This window comes from Pseudoduganella rivuli, assembly GCF_009674485.1.
Lineage (GTDB): Bacteria > Pseudomonadota > Gammaproteobacteria > Burkholderiales > Burkholderiaceae_D > Rugamonas > Rugamonas rivuli_B.
The window spans coordinates 129,109-151,616 of sequence record NZ_WKJJ01000002.1 but is presented as its reverse complement, the minus strand read 5'-3'; the positions used below and the strand labels follow the sequence as shown (position 1 = coordinate 151,616).

General features: G+C 63.8%; 19 protein-coding genes and 1 tRNA gene. 10 read left to right on the top strand and 10 right to left on the bottom strand.

Annotation, left to right across the window (positions count from 1 at the left end):
* Nucleotide 1: 1 nt before the first annotated feature.
* The 6 genes from GJ700_RS03385 to gabD all read left to right on the top strand — a co-directional run bounded on the left by GJ700_RS03385 (nt 2) and on the right by gabD (nt 9,033).
* Nucleotides 2–934 (top strand): SMP-30/gluconolactonase/LRE family protein, encoded by a 933-nt coding sequence (locus GJ700_RS03385; protein WP_195763767.1) that lies wholly within the window; start codon nt 2–4, stop codon nt 932–934.
* 144 nt (nt 935–1,078) lie between these two features.
* A complete protein-coding gene (locus GJ700_RS03380) occupies nt 1,079–1,870 on the top strand; it encodes an SDR family oxidoreductase (RefSeq protein ID WP_154371247.1) in 792 nt (263 codons plus the stop codon).
* 24 nt (nt 1,871–1,894) lie between these two features.
* Nucleotides 1,895–2,848, top strand: a complete 954-nt coding sequence (locus tag GJ700_RS03375) for a LysR substrate-binding domain-containing protein (RefSeq protein WP_154371246.1) — start codon at nt 1,895–1,897, stop codon at nt 2,846–2,848.
* 62 nt (nt 2,849–2,910) lie between these two features.
* Entirely contained in the window at nt 2,911–3,717 is an 807-nt protein-coding gene (locus tag GJ700_RS03370) for a PPK2 family polyphosphate kinase (protein ID WP_154371245.1), read from the top strand.
* 113 nt (nt 3,718–3,830) lie between these two features.
* On the top strand, nt 3,831–7,532 hold the full coding sequence (locus GJ700_RS03365; protein WP_154371244.1) for a response regulator: 3,702 nt from the start codon (nt 3,831–3,833) through the stop codon (nt 7,530–7,532).
* Nucleotides 7,533–7,581: 49 nt separating this feature from the next.
* Nucleotides 7,582–9,033: an NADP-dependent succinate-semialdehyde dehydrogenase gene (gabD, locus tag GJ700_RS03360; RefSeq protein ID WP_154371243.1), complete on the top strand. Its 1,452-nt coding sequence runs from the start codon at nt 7,582–7,584 to the stop codon at nt 9,031–9,033.
* A gap of 6 nt (nt 9,034–9,039) precedes the next feature.
* Here gabD and GJ700_RS03355 read toward each other — a convergent pair whose 3' ends face one another.
* Nucleotides 9,040–10,164 carry an extracellular catalytic domain type 2 short-chain-length polyhydroxyalkanoate depolymerase gene (locus tag GJ700_RS03355; protein WP_229506778.1) on the bottom strand — a complete coding sequence of 375 codons (1,125 nt, stop codon included), beginning with the start codon at nt 10,162–10,164 and terminating at the stop codon, nt 9,040–9,042.
* Between the two features lie 155 nt (nt 10,165–10,319).
* Here GJ700_RS03355 and GJ700_RS03350 point away from each other — a divergent pair, with 155 nt between their 5' ends.
* Nucleotides 10,320–10,910, top strand: a complete 591-nt coding sequence (locus GJ700_RS03350) for a glutathione peroxidase (protein ID WP_154371242.1) — start codon at nt 10,320–10,322, stop codon at nt 10,908–10,910.
* A gap of 14 nt (nt 10,911–10,924) precedes the next feature.
* Here the strand turns inward: GJ700_RS03350 and GJ700_RS03345 are convergent, their stop codons facing one another.
* Nucleotides 10,925–11,335 (bottom strand): rhodanese-like domain-containing protein, encoded by a 411-nt coding sequence (locus GJ700_RS03345; protein WP_154371241.1) that lies wholly within the window; start codon nt 11,333–11,335, stop codon nt 10,925–10,927.
* Nucleotides 11,336–11,434: 99 nt separating this feature from the next.
* Between GJ700_RS03345 and ftrA the strand changes: the two genes are divergently transcribed.
* On the top strand, nt 11,435–12,391 hold the full coding sequence (gene ftrA, locus GJ700_RS03340; RefSeq protein WP_154371240.1) for a transcriptional regulator FtrA: 957 nt from the start codon (nt 11,435–11,437) through the stop codon (nt 12,389–12,391).
* Between the two features lie 70 nt (nt 12,392–12,461).
* Nucleotides 12,462–12,821 carry a DUF1428 domain-containing protein gene (locus GJ700_RS03335; RefSeq protein ID WP_154371239.1) on the top strand — a complete coding sequence of 120 codons (360 nt, stop codon included), beginning with the start codon at nt 12,462–12,464 and terminating at the stop codon, nt 12,819–12,821.
* A 1-nt stretch (nt 12,822) separates the two neighbouring features.
* On the opposite strand, the gene GJ700_RS03330 is transcribed toward GJ700_RS03335, so the two are convergent.
* The 6 genes from GJ700_RS03330 to GJ700_RS03305 form a co-directional block, all read right to left on the bottom strand.
* On the bottom strand, nt 12,823–14,007 hold the full coding sequence (locus tag GJ700_RS03330) for a sensor histidine kinase (RefSeq protein ID WP_154371238.1): 1,185 nt from the start codon (nt 14,005–14,007) through the stop codon (nt 12,823–12,825).
* Complete coding sequence (locus GJ700_RS03325; RefSeq protein ID WP_195763766.1) at nt 14,004–16,187, bottom strand: ATP-binding protein; 2,184 nt, start codon at nt 16,185–16,187, stop codon at nt 14,004–14,006. The genes GJ700_RS03330 and GJ700_RS03325 overlap by 4 nt, the downstream gene beginning before the upstream one ends.
* Nucleotides 16,187–17,071 (bottom strand): TIGR02285 family protein, encoded by an 885-nt coding sequence (locus tag GJ700_RS03320; RefSeq protein WP_195763765.1) that lies wholly within the window; start codon nt 17,069–17,071, stop codon nt 16,187–16,189. The genes GJ700_RS03325 and GJ700_RS03320 overlap by 1 nt, the downstream gene beginning before the upstream one ends.
* A gap of 91 nt (nt 17,072–17,162) precedes the next feature.
* Nucleotides 17,163–19,022, bottom strand: a complete 1,860-nt coding sequence (pabB, locus tag GJ700_RS03315) for an aminodeoxychorismate synthase component I (protein WP_154371235.1) — start codon at nt 19,020–19,022, stop codon at nt 17,163–17,165.
* Entirely contained in the window at nt 19,019–19,591 is a 573-nt protein-coding gene (gene slmA / locus GJ700_RS03310) for a nucleoid occlusion factor SlmA (protein WP_154371234.1), read from the bottom strand. Before slmA ends, pabB begins: the two co-directional genes overlap by 4 nt.
* Nucleotides 19,592–19,621: 30 nt before the next feature.
* A complete protein-coding gene (locus GJ700_RS03305) occupies nt 19,622–20,356 on the bottom strand; it encodes a pyrimidine 5'-nucleotidase (protein WP_371867806.1) in 735 nt (244 codons plus the stop codon).
* An 18-nt stretch (nt 20,357–20,374) separates the two neighbouring features.
* Between GJ700_RS03305 and GJ700_RS03300 the strand changes: the two genes are divergently transcribed.
* Entirely contained in the window at nt 20,375–21,295 is a 921-nt protein-coding gene (locus GJ700_RS03300) for a TraB/GumN family protein (protein WP_154371233.1), read from the top strand.
* Between the two features lie 57 nt (nt 21,296–21,352).
* Here the strand turns inward: GJ700_RS03300 and GJ700_RS03295 are convergent.
* Together GJ700_RS03295 and argB are read right to left on the bottom strand one after the other, a co-directional pair.
* Nucleotides 21,353–21,427, bottom strand: a tRNA-Thr gene (locus tag GJ700_RS03295).
* Nucleotides 21,428–21,467: 40 nt separating this feature from the next.
* Nucleotides 21,468–22,394, bottom strand: a complete 927-nt coding sequence (gene argB, locus GJ700_RS03290; protein WP_154371232.1) for an acetylglutamate kinase — start codon at nt 22,392–22,394, stop codon at nt 21,468–21,470.
* Nucleotides 22,395–22,508: the final 114 nt, after the last annotated feature.

Below are 22,508 nucleotides of genomic sequence, written 5' to 3'. Positions count from 1 at the left end.
CGTGGCGTCGTCCGTGCGGAATGCGCGCGTAGCGCCTGCCGGCGCGGATGAGGTCCATGATAACGGCGCCGTCACCTTGCTGGCGTCGGGGCACGTGGAGAGCTTGCGCTGGCACCATGGCCAATGGTGGTGGTGCGACCCGGACAGCGCTTCCATCTACACGTGGCAGGAGCAGTATGGCGAAGCCCCTGTCAAACCTTCCCGCACCCGCTTGCCGGACCGCGCCGCCGCCCTGGCGTTTTGTCATTCCGGCCGCGTGCTGCTGGCGCAGGCGAAGTGGCTGTGCTTTGCCGACCGCGCCACGCCACCCGCGCAGGGCCTGGGACGGCGTCCACCGCAACCCGGCGTGGCGGTCGATCCGGCCGAACCGCGCACGGGCATCAGCGACGGCGCGGCGGACCGCGACGGCCATTTTGTCTTCGGCACCCGCAACGTGACGCCGGAAGCGCGCCAGATCGGCAGCTATTACCAGTATTCGACAGCACATGGCTTGCGCCGTTTGGCTTTGCCGGCGGCCGCCATGGCGCACAGCATCGCCGTCAGCCCTGACGGCGGCACACTGTATTTCAGCGATGCCGCCACGCGCCGCATCATGCAGTGCGATTACGATTCGGCAGCCGCGAAAGTCGCCAATGTCCGCCTGTTCGCGGAAGTGGAACAGGCGCAGCCGCGCGGCGCCGTGATCGACGCGGACGGCTGCCTGTGGAGCGCACATTTCGGCGCCGGCAAAGTCGCGCGCTACGCGGCCGATGGCCGCCTGCTGCGCAGTATTGAATTGCCCGCGAAATATCCGACCCAGCCCGCGTTTGGCGGGCCGCAGTTCGAACACTTGCTGGTGGGCGCCATGCCGCAGCCGGGCGCCGCGGGCGGTTTGTACCGGCTCGACGCGGGCGGCGCCCGGGGCTTGCCCGGCGCACTGTTCAAAGACCGGTAGATACCAGCAGTCCCCAGGAGGCCGCAACATAAGCCGCAACATAAGCGGCCAGCTCAATTCCGCCCAGGGTTTTGAACTGGATGTGATTTCCGCGTGCGTGCCGCTGGACCAATTGAAATCGCGCGGTGCGACGCACCGCGATTAATGACTGTGGGAGGAAATGTGGTAAACCGTATTAAAGATAAAGTCGCCATCGTCACCGGCTCGACGCAGGGCATCGGCGCCGCCATTGCCCAGCTGTTCGTGGAAGAGGGCGCGTACGTGGTGTACAACAGCCACGCGGACGACGGCGTGGCCGCCGCCATGCGGTCAACCATGGATCCGGAACGGTCGCTGTTCGTGCAGGGTGACGTGGCGGACCCGCAACAGATGCGGGCGCTGGTGTCCAGGACGGTCGAGCGCTTCGGCCGCGTGGATATCGTCATCAACAATGCCGGTATCAATGTGTTTGCCGATCCGCTGTCGATGTCGCGCGAACAGTGGCAGCGCTGCTTCAATGTCGACCTGGATGGCGCGTGGAACGTCACGCAGGCGGCGTTGCCGCACATGCTGGAACAGGGCGCGGGCAGCGTGGTCAATATCGCTTCCGTACACGGCCACAAGATCATTCCGGGCTGTTTCCCTTACCCGGTGGCCAAGCACGCGTTGCTGGGGCTGACGAAATCGCTGGGCATCGAGTATGCGGCGCGCGGCATCCGCGTGAATTCGATTTCGCCGGGCCTGATCATGACGGAAAACACCCGCAAATGGCTCAGCGAAGCGCCGGATCCGGCCGCCGAGGAAGCGCGCCAGACGGCGATCCTGCCAACCAAGCGCATTGGCGAGCCGCGCGAAGTGGCGTATACGGCATTGTTCCTGGCCAGCGACGAGGCGCGCTTCATCAACGCGACGGATATCCTGATTGACGGTGGTAGGACCGCTCTCTATCATGAGTAAATTCGTTTCACTGACGTAACGCCAATGTCCGATCCCCGCGCCGACCGTTTTGTCCGCTCCCACCTGAAAACCCGCCACCTGGTCTTGCTGGTGGAATTGGGCAGGCATGGGTCCATTTTGCATGCGGCGCAGGCTGCCAATCTGACGCAGCCTGCGGCATCGAAGCTGCTGGCGGAGCTGGAACATGCGCTGAACGTACAACTGTTCGAGCGCCTGCCGCGGGGCGTGGTGCCGACCTGGTATGGCGAAGTCATGATCCGCCGCGCCGGCGCCGCGCTGGCCGAAATGGATTCCGCGCACCAGGAAGTGATGGAACTGTTGTCCGGCCTCAGTGGCCGGGTGGCGATCGGCACCGTGCTGACGCCATCGGCGGGCCTGGTGACGGACGCCGTCAAACTGCTCAAGCAGCGCCACGCCAGGCTGCAAGTGTCCGTGACGGTCGATACCAGCAAATTGCTGACGGAGCGGCTGCGCGCGGGCGAACTGGATATGGTGGTGGGTCGTATCCTGGACAGCACGTTGGCCAATGAATTGCAGTTCGAACCGCTGACGGACGAGCCGCACAGCCTGATCGCCGGCGCCGGCCACCCGCTGGCGGGACGCACCGACCTGACCCTGGCCGACCTGGCCGCCACGCCGTGGGTGTTGCCGCCGGCCGGCAGCATCCTGCGCGACCGCCTGACTACGTTGTTCCTGTCGGCCGGGATGGAGCCGCCCGTGGAGACGGTGGAAACCCTGGCGCTGCCGGTGCTGACATCGCTGCTGATCGGCAGCCGCATGGTGGCGGCCACGCCGGAAGAACTGGTGCGGCCTTACCTCGATACGGGCTTGCTGGTGGTGTTGCCGTTCGAACTGGGTTTGCGCATGGATATGTACGGCATCATCACGCGCCAGCGCCACCGGCTGTCCCCCGGCGCGGAAACCATGCTGGCCGCGCTGCGCGAAGTGGCGGCATCGCGTTATCCACAGCGCCGTTGATGCGCCGGCGCCGGGCCGGATCTGCTAGGCTTGCCTCATCGTCAATACGGGGGGGGGATGCCATGAAAGCCCGCGAACAGTTCCGCGTTCCAGATAAATTCACGCTGGATGACGCCGATGCCGCGCGCCAGCCGCTGGGCGATGGCAGCAAGGCGGGCGACAAGGAATGCACGGACGACGTGCTGGAGCGGATCAACGACTTGCAAACCATGCTGTACGCGCAGCGCAAGCACAAGGTGTTGCTGGTGTTGCAGGGCATGGATACGTCCGGCAAGGATGGCGCGGTACGTTCGCTGTACAGCAAAATCAGCCCGGTCGGCTTGCGCACGGCGGCGTTCAAGGCGCCCACCGAGCTGGAAGCGGGTTATGACTACCTGTGGCGCGTCCACCGGCACGTTCCCGCCAAGGGGGAAATGGTGGTGTTCAACCGCAGCCATTACGAGGAAGTGCTGATCACGCGGGTGCTGAAGCAGATCGACGGCAAGGAATGCCGGCGCCGTTATGCGCAGATCCGCGATTTCGAGCGCATGCTGGCGGAAACCGGCACCACCATCGTCAAGGTCATGCTGCACATCTCGAAGAGCGAACAGCGCGAGCGTCTGCAGGCGCGCATCGACAATCCGAAAAAGCAGTGGAAATTCGATCAGTCCGACATCGACCAGCGCAAGCAGTGGCGGGCGTTCCAGCGCGCCTATGAAGAGGCGATCCTGGCCACCGACGCCGACCATGCGCCGTGGTACATCGTGCCGGCCGACTCGAAACCGCATCGCGACTTGGCCATTGCCAGGCTGTTGCTGGAAACGCTGGAAAGCCTGAAGCTGCGCTGGCCGGCGCCGGATGCATCGCTGGCCACATTGAAAATTCGCTAACAAAAAATTGCGACAGATGGCGCGGAATATCGTTAAAAACCGCTGAAAAGCGCTCGCCGTGTCAGTTTTTATCTGATACTAGCTCATGCTCAGAATGCAGGCATGGCTTCTCTATGAAGATCAAAACCGTCACGGCGTGGACCGCGCTGTTTTCCCTGGCAGTGCTGTCCCTTCTTGTTTTCGACCTGTTCCAGCTGCTGAACATTCACCACGACGTGGTGAAAAGCGAAGAAGCGCGTTTCCAGTCTTACAAGCTGGCCGAGCAGTTACGTCAAAGCTCGGATGACTTGACGCGCATGGCGCGCACCTATGTCGTGACGGGCGACGAGCAATACAAGAAAAACTACTTCGCCATCCTCGATATCCGCAATGGCAAGTTGCCGCGGCCGCACCATTACTCGAATACCTACTGGTGGCACGCGGCCGATCCGGGCGGCAGCGATGGCGCCGAAGCCCTGCAAAGCCTGATGCGGCGCGCCGGTTTCAGCGAGGCGGAGTTTGCGCTGCTGGCGGAGTCGCAGGCGCGCTCGGATGCGCTGGTCGGCCTGGAAAAGGAAGCTTTCGACGCCATGCAAGGGCGCTTTGCCGATGCCCGCAAGGGGCGCGCACCCGATCCCGCATTTGCGCAAGCCTTGCTGTTCGGCGCCCGCTACCACGGCGAAAAGGACCGCATCATGCAGCCGATCGACGCTTTCCTGCAATCGGTCGACCGGCGCACCAGCCAGGACTTGCGCGCACTGGAAGCGCGCCAGGCGGCATACCTGCGGCTGGCGCTCGCCATTGCCGTGATCGCGGGCATGGTCACGCTGTCCAGCTGGGGCTACTTGTACCGCAGGATATTGCGCCCGGTGCTGGCGCTGCGCGACCACGTGGCCAGCCTCACGGGCGGCGCCAAGGAAAAGATCGAGACCGTCAACGCGGTGGCCGAGGGAAACCTGGAACACGACATCGCGATCCTGGCGCCGGCGCCGGTCGCACCGGGTATCTCGGCGCCCAACGAGGTGGGGCAGCTGACGGGCGATATCGGCCGCATGAGCGAAGTCCAGCGCTCGCTGGACCTGGCATTGCGCGCGATGACGCAAGCGTTGCGCAGCCACCGCGAGCGGGATGCGCTGCTGGACTGGCACAAGAGCGGCATCAATGAAGTGAACCTGCGCATGCGCGGTGAAGTGCGGCTGGCCGACATGGGGCCGGCGCTGGTCAGCTTCCTGAGCACCTATGTGGGGGCGGCGGTGGGGGCGCTGTATTTGTACGAGCCGCAGCGCAAGATGCTGAACTTGCTGGCCACCCACGCGCTGTCGGATGCCCCCGAACAGGTTGCGCTCGGCGAAGGGGTGGCGGGCGCCGCGGCCGAGCAGCGGCGCGTCTTGCAGGTGAGTGGGGCGCCCGCGTCGTATCCGCGGATTAAGTCATCGACCGGGCATGCCCCGCCGGCGGCCATCGTGGCCGTGCCGCTGCTGCATGAAGGCAAATTGTTCGGACTGATCGAAGTCTCCGGCTTCCAGCCCTTCACGGAGCGGCACCTGGACTGGCTGGCCAGGGCCGGTGAAGCGCTGGCCATCGCCATCGACGTGGCGCAGTCGCGCGAGCGCGTCAACGAGCTGTTGATGCAAACACAGGCGCAGACCGAGGAATTGCGCGTGCAGCAGGAAGAGTTGCAGCAATCGAATGAAGAACTGGAAGAACGCGCGCTGTTGCTGGAACAGCAGCGTGAAATCATCCGCAAGCGCAGCCAGGAAACCGAGGCTGCCGGCGTGGAACTGGTGCGCAAGGCGGCGGAACTGGAGCGTGTCAGCGCGTACAAGTCCGAATTCCTTGCCAACATGTCGCACGAGTTGCGCACGCCGCTCAACAGCATGCTGATTCTTTCCAGCCTGCTGCAGCAAAACAAGGGCGGACGCCTCGATGCGAAGGAAATCGAGTACGCGGCCACGATCCATGGCGCCGGCAGGGATTTGCTGAACCTGATCAACGATATCCTCGACCTGTCGAAGATCGAAGCGGGCCAGATGGCCATGCACATTGAAACGGTGGATCTGGCGGCGTTGCTGCACCAGTTGCAAGCCTTGTTCACGCCGGTCGCCGAACAGAAAAACCTGGTGCTGCACATCGAACAGTTGCCGGACACGCCGGCCAGCTTGCGCAGCGACGAACACCGGCTGTTGCAGATCCTGCGGAACTTGCTGGGTAACGCATTCAAATTCACCACGGAGGGCGAGATTGCCGTGACTGTCGCGCCGTGCGCCGACAGCCCGCTGCAGGGGCCGGCGCTGGCATTCATGGTGCGCGACAGCGGTATCGGCATCGCGCCGGACAAGCACGAACTGATATTCCAGGCATTCCAGCAAGCCGACGGCTCCACCGCGCGCAAGTACGGCGGCTCCGGCCTGGGACTGTCGATTTCGCGCCAGCTGGCGCAGCGGCTGGGCGGCGACATCACGCTGGCCAGCGCGCCGGGGCAGGGCAGCACGTTCACGCTGTACCTGCCGTTGCCAGGCCCGGCGGCGGGCAAGCCGGATGAGCAGGCGCCGCTGGCCGCCTTGCCGGTGCCGCCGGCGGCATCGGCCGCGCCTGCGCCCGCGCCGCCCGGCGCCATCGAAGACGACCGCGCGCTGAACGCGGATGGCCGCCGCACGATCCTGATCGTCGAGGACGATCCCGCCTTTGCCCGCATCTTGCGCGACAAGGTGCGCGAGCAGGGGTTCCTGGCGCTGGTCGCCTGCGATGGCGAGGCCGGGCTGGCGCTGGCGGAGCGGCACGCGCCGCAAGCCATCATCCTGGACGTCATGCTGCCGCAGATGGATGGCTGGGGCGTGATGCGCCGCATCCAGGAAAACCAGGCGACGCGCGACATTCCCGTGCATTTCATTACCTGTTCCGATGACCGTCAGCGGGCGCTGGACATGGGCGCGGCGGGATTTGCCAGCAAGCCGGTCAGCGCCGTGCAGCTCGAACAAATCATTGCCGCCATCGATGGGGCGTCTTCCCAGCCCGGCGGCAAACGCTTGCTGGTGGCCGGCCCGCCGGAACAGTCGGCCGCCATGGCGGCGCTGCTGGCGCGCGACAATCTGGACATCGTCGAGGTGCACAGCGGCGCCGACGTGCTGGCGCAATGGGCGCAGGGGACGTTCGATTGCGTGGTGCTGAACCTGGGCCTGTCGGACATGGATGAATGCGCGCTGCTGGAACGCTTGCTGCGCACGGGGGATGCGGGCCGGGCGCCGGTGATCGTGCATTCCGAGCAGCAGTTGCTGCGGGAAGAAATAACGCGGCTGGAGCGCTACACGGAACACATCATCATCAAGGGCGCCCGCAGCCAGGAACGGTTGCTGGGCGAAGTCAGCCTGTTCCTGCACCAGGTGAAAAGCGCGCTGCCGCGCCAGCGCCAGGCTGCCGCGTTGCGCACGCTCGACAAGGAAGCCGTGTTTGCCGGTTGCACCGTGCTGCTGGTCGACGACGATATCCGCAATGTGTTTTCACTGTCGGCGGCGCTGGGCGGGAAAGCCATGCGCATCGTCCACGCGTCGAACGGGCGCGAAGCGCTGGAACAGCTGGAAGCGTATCCCGCCATCGATATCGTGCTGATGGATGTGATGATGCCGGAAATGGATGGTTTTGAAGCCATGCGACGCATCCGCGCCATGCCCCGCTGGCGCGGCTTGCCCATCATTGCGCTGACGGCCAAGGCCATGGCGAGCGACCGCCAGCATTGCCTGGATGCGGGCGCCAGCGATTACATCGCCAAGCCGGTCGACATCGACAAGCTGTTTTCCCTGATGCGCGTATGGCTGTACCGGGATGCAAACAAATCGTGACTGGCGTAGCATACCGGGCAACCGTCACTCACAGCCAACGGAGACCAGCATGCAACTCAAGAACCCCAGCCTGTTGCGCCAGCAAGCCTATGTCAACGGCGCCTGGACCGGCGCGGACAGCGGCGATACCCATCCCGTCACCAATCCCGCCACGGGCGAACAGATCGGCGTAATCCCCAACCTGGGCACGGCGGAAACGCGGCGCGCCATCGAAGCGGCCAATGCCGCGTGGCCCGCGTGGCGCAAAAAAACCGCCAAGGAGCGGGCCGCGATCTTGCGCAAATGGTCGGATTTGATGCTGGAAAACGCGGAAGACCTGGCATTGTTGATGACCACGGAGCAGGGCAAGCCGCTGGCCGAATCCAGGGGTGAAGTCACGTATGCCGCGTCGTTCTTCGAGTGGTTTGCCGAGGAAGCCAAGCGCATTGCCGGTGATACGCTGGCGTCGCCATGGCCCGATAAGCGCCTGATCGTGACAAAGGAACCGGTGGGCGTCTGCGCCGCGATTACGCCGTGGAATTTCCCGCTGGCGATGATTACCCGCAAGGCGGCGCCCGCGCTGGCGGCAGGCTGCCCCATCGTGCTGAAACCGGCCGAAGCCACGCCGTTTTCCGCGCTGGCGCTGGCGGTGCTGGCGGAACAGGCCGGCGTGCCGCCCGGCGTGTTTTCCGTCGTGACGGGATCGCCGCGCGACATCGGCGCGGAAATGACGTCGAACCCCATTGTGCGCAAGCTGAGTTTTACGGGGTCGACCGGCGTGGGCCGTCTGCTGATGCAGCAGTGCGCCCCCACCATCAAGAAACTGTCGCTGGAACTGGGCGGCAATGCGCCCTTCATCGTGTTTGACGATGCGGACCTGGATGCCGCCGTGGAAGGGGCGATGGCGTCGAAATACCGCAATTCCGGCCAGACTTGCGTATGCGCCAACCGCATTTATGTGCAGGATGGCGTGTATGACGCCTTTGCTGAAAAATTCGTGGCGGCCGTCGGCAAGCTGAAGGTGGGCAATGGCGCCGAGGCCGGCGTCACACAGGGGCCGCTGATCGACGACAAGGCCGTGCAAAAGGTCGAAGAGCACGTGGCCGATGCGCTGGCCAAGGGCGGCCGCCTGCTGGCGGGCGGCAAGCGCCATGCGCTGGGGCACGGTTTCTTTGAACCGACGGTGATTGCCGACGTGACGCCGGCCATGCGCGTGTCCGGCGAGGAAACCTTCGGGCCGCTGGCGCCGCTGTTCCGCTTCAAGACCGATGACGAAGCGGTTGCGCTGGCCAACAGCACGGAATTCGGCCTGGCGGCGTATTTCTATTCGCGCGACATCGGCCGAATCTGGCGCGTGGCGGAAGGCCTGGAATCGGGCATGGTGGGCGTCAATACCGGCTTGATTTCCAATGAAATCGCGCCGTTTGGCGGCGTCAAGCAATCGGGGCTGGGACGCGAAGGGTCGAAGTACGGGCTCGATGAATACCTGGAAATCAAATACATCTGCCTGGCCGGGATTTGACGGCCGCTATTGATGACGGGTCAGGCGATCCACCATGCGCTTGATGGCGGCCATTTGGCGTCCCTGCCTGCGCGCATAGGCGGGGTCGTCATAGCTGAACCAGTCCCAGCACGCATTGGGATTGGCCAGCGGATAAATCGCCGCGGTTTGCGGGTACAGCACGAGCAGGCGGTTGCTGTCGGCCCATGCGTTATAGCCGGCGTGGCGGATGAACTGGTCGCCGACATTGGCCCAGTTTTGCTGGCAGCCATGGAACGCGATGTGCAGCCTGCAACCGCGGCCGTGGCTGGCCTCGCAATCGCGGGGAACGTACAGGTAGCCGCGCAGCGCCATGCCGTGGGCTTCGGGATCGGCAAGGAATTCCGACTGGTCGAACTCGATCATCCGGCCGGCATCCGGGGCGGTGCTGCGCGGGACCAATCCCGGATAAATCCATTGCAGCAGCGCGCCCGCCGCGTCGAAGCCGCAATTGTTGATGTACGGCGTTCCGAGATCGCCGCATGCATTGCCGTAGCGATCGGTGGGCATGGCGTGCTGGGCCGGTAAGTCGCGGCGGTAGGCGATCAGCGTGGTATAGCGGCTGTACCAGGCCTGCAAGTCGTCCATGACGGGACGCGGCACCAGGGTGTCGGCCGCGCCGGAAAACAGCCAGATGCGATGCCGGGCCAGGTTGGCCAGCGGGGCGATACCGCCCTGTTTTTCATACGTGGCGGCCGTGGCGGCCAGCGCGGCGGGATGGGTGCCACCTGGCTTGATGTTGCAAGGCAAGAGACCGGTGCAACTGCAGACTGCCGTGGCGGTGTCGAGCCGGCCCTGTGAGCAGCCGTAGGGGCCGCCGGCAATGATGCCGGCGCCGGTCACCAGGTCGGAATACGCGACATCGAATTGCACGGCCATGTATCCACCCGACGATAAACCGGAAACGGACACGTCGGTCGCCTGCATGGCAGGCAAGTGCGGCGGCTTTGGGGGGCGGGGCGGCCAAGGCCATGGCGGCCACCACCATCGATGGGGCGTCTCCTGCGCAGCGGACGCTGTTGCCGGCGCTGCGGCGCGGGCAGGCGGCAGCACGAAGGCGGCGATGGCAATCAGGATCAGCAACAGGGCGACGGGGATCGTTCGGCGTGGCATGGCAGGCTCCGTAGCAAGAGGAACTTTCCATTTTGCTCGGCAGCGACTGGCGGTATTTGTGCTGTCTCAAGCGCATGTTTGCTTTTTACGCTTGACTGTTGTGGGGATGGCGCACGGTATGGCTTAGAATCGGTTTTTTCACTATGAGCGCCGTCATGTCCACGAAAATCGCCTCCACCCTTGCCATCGCTTCCGTCCTGCTGTTGTCGGCCCAGGCGCCTGCCCGGGCGCAGCAGCCTGGTGCGGCGTCCGCCGCCCCCGCTTCCTGCCCCGCCATCCTCAAGCAATCGTTCAACCGCTTGCAGGATGACGCGCCACAAAACCTGTGCCAGTACGCGGGCAAGGTGATTTTGGTGGTCAACACGGCCAGCTATTGCGGCTACACCAAGCAATACGAAGGGCTGGAAGCGCTGTACGCGAAATACGGCGCCAAAGGGCTGGTGGTGCTGGGTTTCCCGTCGAATGATTTCGGCAAGCAGGAACCGGGCTCGGCCAAGGAAATCGCGGACTTTTGCTACAACACGTATGGCGTGAAATTCCCCATGTTCGCGAAATCCGTGGTGTCCGGTTCCGCCCCGAACGCGTTTTATGCCGACTTGATCAAAGCCACCGGCAAAACGCCGGCCTGGAACTTCCACAAATACCTGATCGACCGCAATGGCAAGGTGGTGGACAGTTTCCCCAGCAAGGTGACGCCGGAAGACAAGCAACTGGTCGGGGCGGTGGAGAAAGCGCTGGGCGGGTAACCCCGCCCCGGCGGTTAAGCGGCGGCCGCCACTGCCGATTTCTCCAGCGCAAACCCCTCATCCAGCCACCCCGTGATGCCGCCCGGCATCACCTTGACGGGCAGCCCCAGCTTGGCCAGGCGCACGGCGGCGCGGGCGGCGCCGTTGCAGTGGGGACCGGCGCAGTAGACGACAAACAAGGTGCCGGCCGGGTACGCCGCCATTTTCGAGCCGATGATCTTGCGGTGCGCCAGGTCGATGGCGCCCGGCACGTGGCCGGCCGCGTATTTCTCCGTGCCGCGCACGTCCAGCAGCACGAAATCCTGTTGGCCCGTGGTGATCGCGTGGTGCACATCCCAGCAATCCGTTTCAAACGTGAACGAGGCTTCGAAGTGGGCCAGGGCGGCGGCGCTCGGTGCTGCGGGGATTTCAGTAACGATGGACATGCTGTTCTCCGGTGGTTGTGTGTTGCGATGGAGTCATTATCCAGGCCGCCGGCAGACGTCTGAAGTGGCACAAATGCCAAACTCCGGTAAGATTGCGCCATGAAAAAACATCTCGTCGTCGCCCTCGCTTATGACCGTTTATGCACGTTTGAATTCGGTTGCGTGGTGGAATTGTTCGCGCTGGAACGCCCGGAACTGGGCGTGCCGTGGTACGACTTCGAAGTGGTGGCGGTGGAGCCGGGGCCGATCCGCGCGGCGGGCGGCATCACCGTGCAGGCGCAATACGAACCGGAATTGCTGGCGCTGGCGGACACCATCGTGATCCCCGGCTGGCGCGATGCGGATGAAGCGCCGCCGCCCGCGCTGGTGAACGCCATCCGCGCCGCGTACGAACGGGGGGCGCGGCTGTGCTCGATTTGTTCCGGCGTGTTCGTGCTGGCCGCCGCCGGCGTGCTCGACGGCAAGCGCGCCACCACGCACTGGCGCTATACGGACCGGCTGGCCAAACGCCACCCGAACATCATCGTGCAGCCGGACGATTTATACGTCGACGAAGGCCAGGTCATCACCTCGGCCGGGTCCGCCGCGGGCATCGACATGTTGCTGCATTTGGTGCGGCGCGATTACGGCGCCCGTATCGGCAATCTGGTGGCGCAGCGGCTGGTGGTGGCGCCGCACCGTGAAGGGGGCCAGGCGCAGTTCTTGCCCCGTCCCATGGCGCATGACGAGCAGGGCCGGCTGTCGCGGCTGATGGACTGGCTGCGCAGCAATCCGGCGCTGCCGCACACGGTGGGCAGCATGGCGCAGCGGGCCGCCATGAGCCCCCGCACGTTGCAGCGGCAATTCCAGGAAGCGACCGGCATGGGCGCGGTGGAATGGCTGATCCATGAACGGGTGGCGCTGGCCAAGGATTTATTGGAAACCGCGGAGATCCCGCTGGTGCAAGTGGCGGAACGGGCCGGCTTCGGTTCCGAAGAATCGCTGCGCCACCACTTCCGCCGCCTGGCCGCCACCAGTCCCGGCGCCTACCGCCGCCAGTTTGCCGGGGCGGATTAAACACCGCTTGTGCCTGCAATCGAACAGGCCTAATCTTGCAAGTCCACCAACTTGAAACATGGAGATTGCCATGCCGTATGTCGATGGATTTGTATTGCCGGTGCCGAAAGCCAATATCGAGGAATACAAAAAGATGGCCAGTCGGTGCGCCGATGTGTGGCGCGAACATGGGGCGCTCGAGTACCGCGAATGCATTGCGGAAGATGTGAAACCGGGCGAACACACGTCCTTCCCGCAAGCGGTCAAGCTGGAAGACAATGAAACCGTGATCTTTGCGTGGATCGTTTATGAATCGCGCGCGAAACGCGATGAAGTCAACGAAAAAGTCATGAAAGACCCGCGCCTCGCGGAAATGATGGATCCGAAGAAATTGCCGTTCGATGGCAAGCGCATGTTCTGGGGCGGCTTCGACATGATCATCCAGAAATGATTTAAACCTTCAATGGCAAGGTCAGCAGGAAGCGCGTGCCCTCGCCGGGCGCGCTGCTGACCTGGATCTGCCCGTTCAACACCGTGGTGGCAATGTTGTAGCAGACATATAGGCCCAGGCCGCTGCCCCCGGCGCCCATCTTGGTCGTGAAAAACGGATCGAAAATCCGTTGCAGATGCGCTTCCGGTATCCCCACGCCGTCATCGGCGATCGTCAATTCCAGCAAGCCCGATGGCGCGATGTCCGCGCTGATGTGGATGCAGCCATGGCTGCGCCCTTCAAAGCCGTGCAGCACGGCGTTGTTGATCAGGTTGGTGATGATTTGTCCCAGCGGGCCGGGGAAACTGTCCAGCTCAATCGCATGGTCGATGCCGTGCATGACTTCGTACGGCGTGGTTTTCAGCGTGGGCGACAGCAACAGCACGGTTTCCGTCACCACGTCCGCCAGCCGGAATTTGCGGCGCTGGGCGCTGGTGCGGTCGACCGCCACTTGCTTGAAACTGTTGATCAGGCTGCCTGCGCGTTCCAGGTTGCGTTGCAGGATGTCGCCAACCTCGTTGGCTTCGTTCAGGTATTTTTCCAGCGCCGAGCGCGTCAATCCTTTGCCATCCTTCAAATCCCGCGTCATGCTGCGGCTTAAATCCGTCAGCGTACTGGCGATCAGCAAACCGTTGCCGATCGGCGTATTGAGTTCGTGGGCAATGCCGGCCACCATCGCGCCCAAGGCGGCCAGTGTTTCACTGCGCACCAGTTCCGCATGGGCCTGGTTCAACTGCGCCACGGTTTTCTGCAATTGCCGCGTCGTGTGGTACAGGTTCAAGTGCGTGGTCAGCCGCATCAGCACTTCTTCCGCCTGGAAGGGCTTGGTGATGTAATCGACACCGCCGGCCTGGAAGCCGGCTGCCTTGTCCCGTGTTTCGCCCAGCGCCGTCATGAAGATCACGGGAATGTCATGGGTGCGGGCATCGTCTTTCAGGCGGCGGCACGTTTCCAGCCCATCCAGCACGGGCATCATGACGTCCAGCAAGATCAAGTCCGGATGCAGGAATTGCGCCCGCATCAAGCCTTCTTCGCCATCCTGCGCCACCACCACGCATAAATCGTGTTGTTCCAGGTAATCGACCAGCACGCCCAAGTTGGCGGGCGTATCGTCGATGATCAGCACGGTTTTTTGCACAGTCGTCATGACGGCAGGCCCAGGTGGTGTTGCGCCAGCGCCAGGATGGCGCGTGACTGGTAGCCGTCCGCCAGCGCTTGCAGGCGCGTGGCAAACGGCCGGTAGCGGGCGTCGCGGGTTGCCAGTTCCGTGGCGAAGCGGTGGATGCTGCGCATATTGCCCGTCATGGCCAGAGCATACAACTGTTCGATGTCGGCCGGCGGCGGCGCCAGCATCGGTGCGTCGGTCGGCGGTTCGGGTGGTGTGGCGGCCATGGCGGTGGTCCAGCGCAGCCGCAGGCAGGCGCCGATGCGCTCCAGCAAGGCCGGCTGGTCGATGGGCTTGGGCAGGAAGGCATTGGCGCCCGCCTCCAGGCTGGCCGCTTCGCCCGCCATGGAAATGCTGGCGGAGACGGCAATGATGGGGACATGGCGCAAGGCGGCATCGGCCCGTACGATGCGCATCAATTCCATGCCATCGATACCCGGCATGGCGATGTCGGTAATCACCAGGTCCGGCAAGTCGCGCCGCATGCTGTCCAGGCCGGACTGGCCATCGATGGCTTCCCACGTGATGAAGCCCAGCCCTTCCAGCAAGTCCGCCAGCATGGCGCGGTTGCCCTCCTGGTCATCGATCACGAGCACGCTGCGGCGCGCGCCTTCATACCCCGCGATGACGGGCGCCATGCGCGTGGCGGCGGGGCTGGACGCCAGCGGCAGCACCAGTTCGAACCAGAAGCGGCTGCCTTCGCGCGGTGAGCTTTGCACGTCGATATGGCCGCCCATCAGCGCCACGATCTGCGCGCTGATGGCCAGCCCCAGCCCCGTGCCGTTGGCGCGCCGCCCCATGTCGCCGGCCTGTTCGAATGGCTGGAAAATGCGGGTCAATTCTTCCGCCGTCATGCCAACACCGCTGTCATGCACGGTGAAGCGTAACCGCGCTTCACCAGGGACGTCATGGGGACGGTGTTGCACGCGCAGGCTGACATGGCCGGCCTGCGTGAATTTGATGGCATTGCCCAGCAAGTTCAGCAGCACTTGGCGCAAGCGTTTTTCATCGCACAGCACGGCGGCGGGCAAGCCCGGTTCCAGCGTGCAGAAAAAGCGCAGCAGCTTTTCCTCCGCCTTGACGCGGACGATGTCGCCGATGCCGTCGATAAAGGCCGCCAGCGCCATCGCTTGCGGTTCCAGCGTGAATTTCGCTGCTTCGATGCGGGACAAGTCCAGCACGTCATTGATCAGCGCCAGCAAGTGCGAACCGCTGCGCTCGATCGTGGTGATGCCGCGCAATTGCCGCTCCGACAGGCCGCCGTCGCGGTCGAGGATTTGCGCATAGCCGAGGATGGCGTTGAGCGGCGTGCGCAGTTCGTGGCTCATGTTGGCGAGGAACCGGCTTTTTGCCTGTGTCGCGCTTTCCGCTTCGGCCCGCGCCGCCTGCACTTCCGCATTCAGCCGCTGCAATTGCTCATTTTGCTGGCGCAAGGCGTCGGTGCGCGCCGCCACCTGGTTTTCCAGGAAGCGGTTGGCGGCTGCCAGCAAGTTGTGCATTTCCTCGTCCGCATGGCGGCCCAGTTGCACGTGCAGGCTGGTGGCGGTGCGCAACTGTTGCGCTTGCGCCAGCGCCCGCGATAACGCCGTCAGCGGGCGCGACAAGGTGTAATAAAACACCACGGTCACGGCCAGCGCCAGTCCCGTGTTTTTCAGCAGGTCGAACAGCACGGTCAATCCCGCCCGGGCCAGCACGCCGGACGCCAGCACGCTGGCGTCGACCTGGACTGTGACGTAGCCCACCGGCTCGTTCAGGTTGGGGGTGTACAGCGGCAACTTGAATTCGCGTTCACCCCGCGTCAGCCAGTCCGCCAGCCACGCCGTGCGGTCCGGGGCCAGCGGGCGGGAACGCTGCGCCAGCACGGCGCCGGTTTCCGTGGACAACGTGGCGGTATGGATAGGCTGGTACTTCAGCAAGCTGTCCACTACGCCTTCCGCCAGGTAGGGACTGACGCTGAACGCCGCCTGGCCGGCGGGACGGCTCAGGCTGTTCAGTACTTGCAGGATGGTGGCGCGCACGTTTTGCCGCTCGTTGTGCAAATCGATGGCGATCTGGATGGTGGAAAACAGTGCGCCCAGCGCCAGCGCCACCGCCAGCACCCGGGCGGCCTGCCGTACGTGCAGGCGGTTCAGGTAGGCGGCAGTGGCGTGTGCCCTGTTCATCAAGGTTTCACTGCGAAAGTATGGCGGCGCATGGCGTCGGCCAACCTGCGCGCATCGTCGTCCAGCCATGCGGCGTAATGCGCGGCCAGCGCTTCGCGCATGCCGGGTTTTGCCAATACCGCGTTGAGTTTGTGGATCACGGCCTGGCCCTGTTCGCTGTTGGCGCAAGCCACGTGGTTGAGCACCACGTCGGCCTGTTCTTCCAGCGCATAAAACGCCAGCGCCTTGACGTCGTCCACGGTCCGGCCACCCAGGTAATACGGCACTTCGAACGGCTGGCCCAGCATGCCGTCGATGCGTTTGGCGATCACCATTTGCGTCAGGTTGCGCGACGCGTCGGGAATGCTGGGGGAAAACAGCTGGGGTTTGTCGCGGTAGGGCTTCAGCACGGCGTCGACCGGGCCGCCATAACTGCGGGCGGAATCGATGCCGAGGTTGAATTTGTTATCGGTCAATAACTTGTCCAGGACGATCTTGCCCTTGGCATTGACATAGGGGGCCACGCGGGCGGCGTCGCCCCGCCGAATAAACATGCCAGCAGGCAAGGCCGCCAAGGTTGGCGTGGAAAACGTCATGAATTGTTCCCGCTCCGCATTGCGGATCAAGCCGGGATTGCATGCCTGGGGATCGGATTTCAGCATCAGGGCGATGCGCTGGATCGGCGCCACCACGACTTTATGCTTGTAATCGGGCAGTGCGGGAATCAGTTGCTGGTGCAGCGCCAGTTCCATGAAGCCCGTGCCCTTGTGCGGGCCGTCGGTGATCACCAGCGGCGGCAGGTCATACAGGTACCACGTGATTTCCTGTGCCGCCATGGCGGACGGCGCGCAGCAAAGCCAGCCTGCGCACAGGATTGCTTGCTTCCATCGTGCTGGCTGGTCCATGGCGGACTCCTGCTGCGTAAGACTCTTGCATTGTATGCCATTGCTGCTACGCAAAGGTGGTAACAATGCCGCATTGCTAGCGGCGTGGAAGTCAGGGCGCGGGCGGGGTGGCCAGTGGGGGGAGCAAGGTGGCGGGCAAGGCGCCGCGCAGCGCGTTGCACAGGACAATCGCATCGGCCCTGGCCAGCATGGCGCGGGTGATGACGGCTTCGGTCGCACGCCAGGCGGGATCGTCCAGCAACACGCCGCGCATGATTCCGGGCAGCAAGCCGCACGCCAGCGGAGGGGTCAGCCAGCGGCCATCCAGTTGCACGAACACATTGCTGCGGCCACCTTCCGTCAATTCATCCCGTTCATTGAAAAACAGCATGTCGAACGCGCCCTGCGCTTCGGCGGTGCGCCAGGCGGCGTCATAGCGGGCCCTGACGCTGCTTTTGTGGCGCAGGAACAGGTCGGCAGCGCTGGTCGCTTCCGGCGCCAGCAGCACGCGCACCGGGCTTTCCAGCGGGGTGAGCACGCCGTGCTGGACCGACAGCGCGCCGGCGGCGTCCAGCGCCAGCCGCAGGCGCATCGGCGTGGCGTCCGGGAAGGCGGCGCAGGTTGCTTGTACCAGCGCACGGGCGGCCGCTTCATCCCAGCCTCGGCCGAAATACCGGGCCGACGCGGCCAGGCGCGCCAGGTGGCGGTCCAGGTGGCGCACGCCGTCTTCGCGCGTGGCGTACATGGTTTCAAACAAGTCGAATGTGTTGGCGAGACCCGTCAGGAAGCGCGCCTTGAGTTGGCACTCGGCATATTCGTCGGCAGGATCGCTGTCGTAGACGATGCCCGCGCCCACACCCAGTTCGCCCCGGCGTAAGCCTTGTACCGGCGCTTGCAGCGACAAGGTGCGGATCGGCACCGACATGCAGAACGGGCCTACCTTGTGGCCGGCGGGTGGCGGTTCGAACCAGCCGATCGCGCCCGTGTACAGCCCGCGCGGCGCCGGTTCCAGTTCCGCGATGATTTCCATCGTGCGGCGCTTGGGGGCGCCCGTGATGGAGCCGCACGGGTACAGCGCGTCGAAAATATCGCCCAAGGCGGCATCCGGCCGCAATTGCGCCTGCACGGTGGACGTCATTTGCAGCACGCTGCTGTAGCGGCGCACGTCGAACAGCGCGGGCACCTTCACGGTGCCGGTTTGCGCGATGCGGCCGATATCGTTGCGCAGCAAGTCGACGATCATCAGGTTTTCCGCGCGGTTCTTGGGGTCTTGCGCCAGGGCGGCGGCGCGGCGCGCGTTTTCCGCCTCGTCGTCGGCGGCTGGCGCCGTGCCCTTCATGGGACGCGCCGTCAATTCGCCATCGGCATGGCGGACGAACAATTCCGGCGACAGCGACAGCACCGCCGTGCCGTCATCGGGCGCAATCAGCGCGCCATACGGCACCGGCTGGCGCGCGCGCAGGCGCTGGTACAGGGCTGCAATGGAACCGTAGGCGTCGAAGCGCAGTCGGTACGTATAGTTGACCTGGTAGGTATCGCCTGCCGCAATGTAGGCGCGGATGCGGTTGATCGCGTCCGTGAATTGCATTTCGTCGACATTGCCGGTAATGCCCGCAATACCGGCAGGTTGTTCCCCGGCGCGTGTGGCCAGCCATGCCGCCACGTCCTCCTGGGACAGCAAAGCGCAGTGGCGGAAAATCAGCACGCGCGCCGTGGGGGCGCCGGCGTCCGTGGCGGGATGGGGCGGCAGGCCGAGGATGTGCGCGCCCAGTTCATACGCGCACAGGGTGACGGCGTGATGGCCTTGCGCCAGGTGCGATTCCATCTGCGCCAGCACGGCGCGCCATGCGGGCAGGCCGCCATGGCCATCGCAGCGCAACGTCGCCACGTGGCCCGTGTACAGGCGCGAACGGGCTTGCGCCAGGCCGTCCGGGCTGGCGTCGTCCAGCAATGCGAAGACTTCGTGGTTCATAACAACAGGGCGATGTGCAGCGCCATGTCCTGCGACGGATCGAGTTTGAAGCCGCTCTTGGCATAGCGGTGCCAGCGGCCGACCACGTAGGCCAGCAGCACGCACGCGCGGGCGCCGATGTCTTCATCGTGGCCATAGCCTTCCGTCGTGGCCAGGCGCAAGGCCTGGCGCAGCGCCAGTTCGATGCGCTCGTGCAGCTGGTTCATGCGCTGTTGCAGGCGCTCGTCTTCGCCCACCAGCGCATCGCCCGTGAGCACGCGGGTCATGCCCGGATTGCTGGCCGAGAATTGCAGCAGCATGCCGACGATGTCGCGCACCTGCCCCACGCCGCTGGCCTGTTTTTCCATGATCTGGTTGATCACGCCAAAAACGCTGGTTTCAATGAAATCGATCAACCCTTCGAACATTTGCGCTTTGCTGGCGAAATGGCGGTACAGCGCCGCTTCGGAAAATTCCAGCTTGCGCGCCAGCGCCGCCGTGGTGATTTTCTCGCCTTTGGGTTGTTCCAGCATTTCTGCCAATGCGACGAGGATTTGCTGCCTGCGCTGGCCGGGCGGTGTGCTTGCCATGATAGGGAAGTAAAAGTGATCGAAAAATTATTAGCGCTGGCGCACCAGGTGGGAGACGCGCGCCGGCAAGTGCCGGACAGATTTTACTTTGACATCGACCCACTGGGGCCGGAAATACCGCTCCGGCACATGCGCCATGCCGATCGGGTCCGCCATTTTCAGGTATTGCGTGACCCATGCGGTGCGCATGCCCAGGCCCCGCGCGGCGCGCAGGTTGGCCAGCGTGTCTTCCACCAGGATGCAGCGGCCTGGCGCGGCCTTTTGCTTTTTCATCACGTTGCGCAGCATCAGGCGCGATGGCTTGGGCCGCAACTGGCGGTGGATGCGCATGTGCTCGATGGCGATGTGGTGCGAAAACGCGCGGTCGATGCCGAGGATGCGCAATACGTCGCGCGCGTAGCGCTGCGGCGCATTGGTCAGCAACACCTTGCGGCCGGGCAGGGTGCGCAACAGCTGGCCCAGGCCCTTTTCCGCCCGCACCATGGAAGCCAGTTCGGGGAAGTCGTGCGTGACCCGCAGGAAATGGGCCGAATCCACGCCGTGGTGTTTCACCAGTCCCAGCATGGTGGCGCCATAGCGCCGCCAGTACAGCGTGCGCGCCGCATTGACGGCGTCCAGGCCGGCCGGCTCGCCATTGCCGCCCAGCACGCGGGCGATATAGGCATTCATGTTGGCGGTGATGGCCGGGAAGATCGCGTGCGATGCATTGTGCAGCGTATTGTCCAGATCAAACAGCCAGACCGGGGAGGAACGGGGTATATTCACGACAGATGAGGGGAAATCATGCAACGCCAGATTATAGTTTTATTTTGCAGCCTGTTCCTGTGGTTCGGCATACCGGCCCAAGCCGCTGAACCCACTGCCGCCGCCAATATCCCCAACCGTGGTGCATTGTTCAAACTGGAACAGGGCGGCCATACAGCCTACCTGTTTGGCACCATCCACGTGGGCGCCAAGGATTTTTATCCGCTGGAACCGCGCGTGACGGAAGCATTGCAGCAAGCGTCCGTGCTGGCGCTGGAAATCGATCCGCTGGGCGACCAGGCGGCCATTGCCCGCGCCGTGCGCGACCATGGCATGGCCCGCAATGGCCGCGGCGCCGTATCGGAAGAATTATCCCCGGCGTACCGTCCCCGCTTGCAGCAATTGCTGCGCCGCTATGCGATTTCGCCGGACACGGTGGCGCCCATGAAACCATGGATGGTGGCCAGCCTGCTGACCATCAGCGAATTTGTCGCGCTGGGCTACGATCCCGCGCTGGCTGTCGATGCGTGGCTGTCGCGCCAGGCCCGGGAGCGCCAGGTGCGCGTAATGGAACTGGAATCCGTGGCGGGCCAAATGATGCTGTTCAACCGCATGAGCAATGCGGAACAGGCGCGCTTCCTGGAAGAAGGCATTGCCGCCATCGAAGATGAGGAGCAGGCGAAACAGGCGCGCGATATTGTCAATGCGTGGCGCCAGGCGGACCAAGAGGGTCTCGATGCGATTGCCCGCAAGGCGGAAGAAGACGATACGTTTTCCGGCAAGTTCGTGCAGCACGTGCTGCTGGACCAGCGCAATCCGGGGCTGGCGGCGGGCATTGCCAGCCTGCTGGCGCGCGAACGGCGCAGTTTTGCGGCCATTGGCGTGCTGCACCTGGTCGGCAAAGGCAGTGTGCCGGAATTGCTGCGCAAGCGCGGCATCAGCGTGCAACGAATTTATTGACGAATTGATTGAATCAGGGAATTTGCTGCGGCAACGACAGGAACTGCGGGAGGGGAGTGGTGCCCTTGACGTGGATTGAACACGTGGCCTCTCCCTTACCAAGGGAGTGCTCTACCACTGAGCTACAAGGGCATTCACATTCAGCGGCAAACACTTCTTTGCCGCCAAATTTTTAGTGAGACCGGATCATAGTGCCAAAAGCCTGTTCCGTCAAGACTTCCAGCAACAAAGAATGCTCGATGCGGCCGTCGATGATGTGCACCGTGTTCACGCCCGACTTGGCGGCGTCCAGCGCGGACGAGATTTTTGGCAGCATGCCGCCGGAAATCGTGCCGTCAGCGAACATTTCATCGATTTCGCGGGCGGACAGGTCGGTCACCAGGTTGCCGCTCTTGTCTTGCACACCGGCGATGTTGGTCATCATGATCAGCTTTTCCGCTTTCAGGATTTCCGCGATCTTGCCCGCCACCACGTCGGCGTTGATGTTGTAAGCCTGGCCATCCTGGCCGAAACCGATCGGCGAAATGATGGGAATAAAGGCGTCGTCCTGCAGCGCTTTCACGACAGCCGGGTTGATCGCGTCGATTTCACCGACGAAACCGATGTCGAGGAACTGGCCGGGATTTTCCCGGTCCGGCATGGCCATCTTGCGGGCGCGGATCAAGCCGCCATCTTTACCCGTCAAGCCGACCGCCTGGCCGCCGTAGTGGTTGATCAGCATGACGATATCCTGCTGCACTTCGCCGCCCAGCACCCACTCCACCACTTCCATGGTTTCTTCGTCGGTGATGCGCATGCCTTGCACGAACGTGCCCTGTTTGCCGATTTTTTTCAGCGCGTTATCGATTTGCGGACCGCCGCCGTGCACCACCACCGGATTCATGCCCACCAGTTTCAGCAGGATCACGTCGCGCGCGAAACCGTGTTTCAGGCGCTCGTCGGTCATCGCATTGCCACCGTATTTGATGACGATGGTCTTGCCATGGAAGTTGCGGATATATGGCAGCGCTTCGGCCAGGATTTGCGCCTTGATCTGCGGTGAAACCTTAGTCAAGTCGCTGGCGGGCACGTCCAGGGTCAGATTGGAGAGAGACGTCATGGCAATTCCGGTAAAGTATGTGTGCAGGTGCGTTTGAGCGCGATTTTACAGCCAACTTCGCATTATAGGGGCTTTTGCCGATTGTCAATTCCGATCCCTTCCGATAGGCTGGCT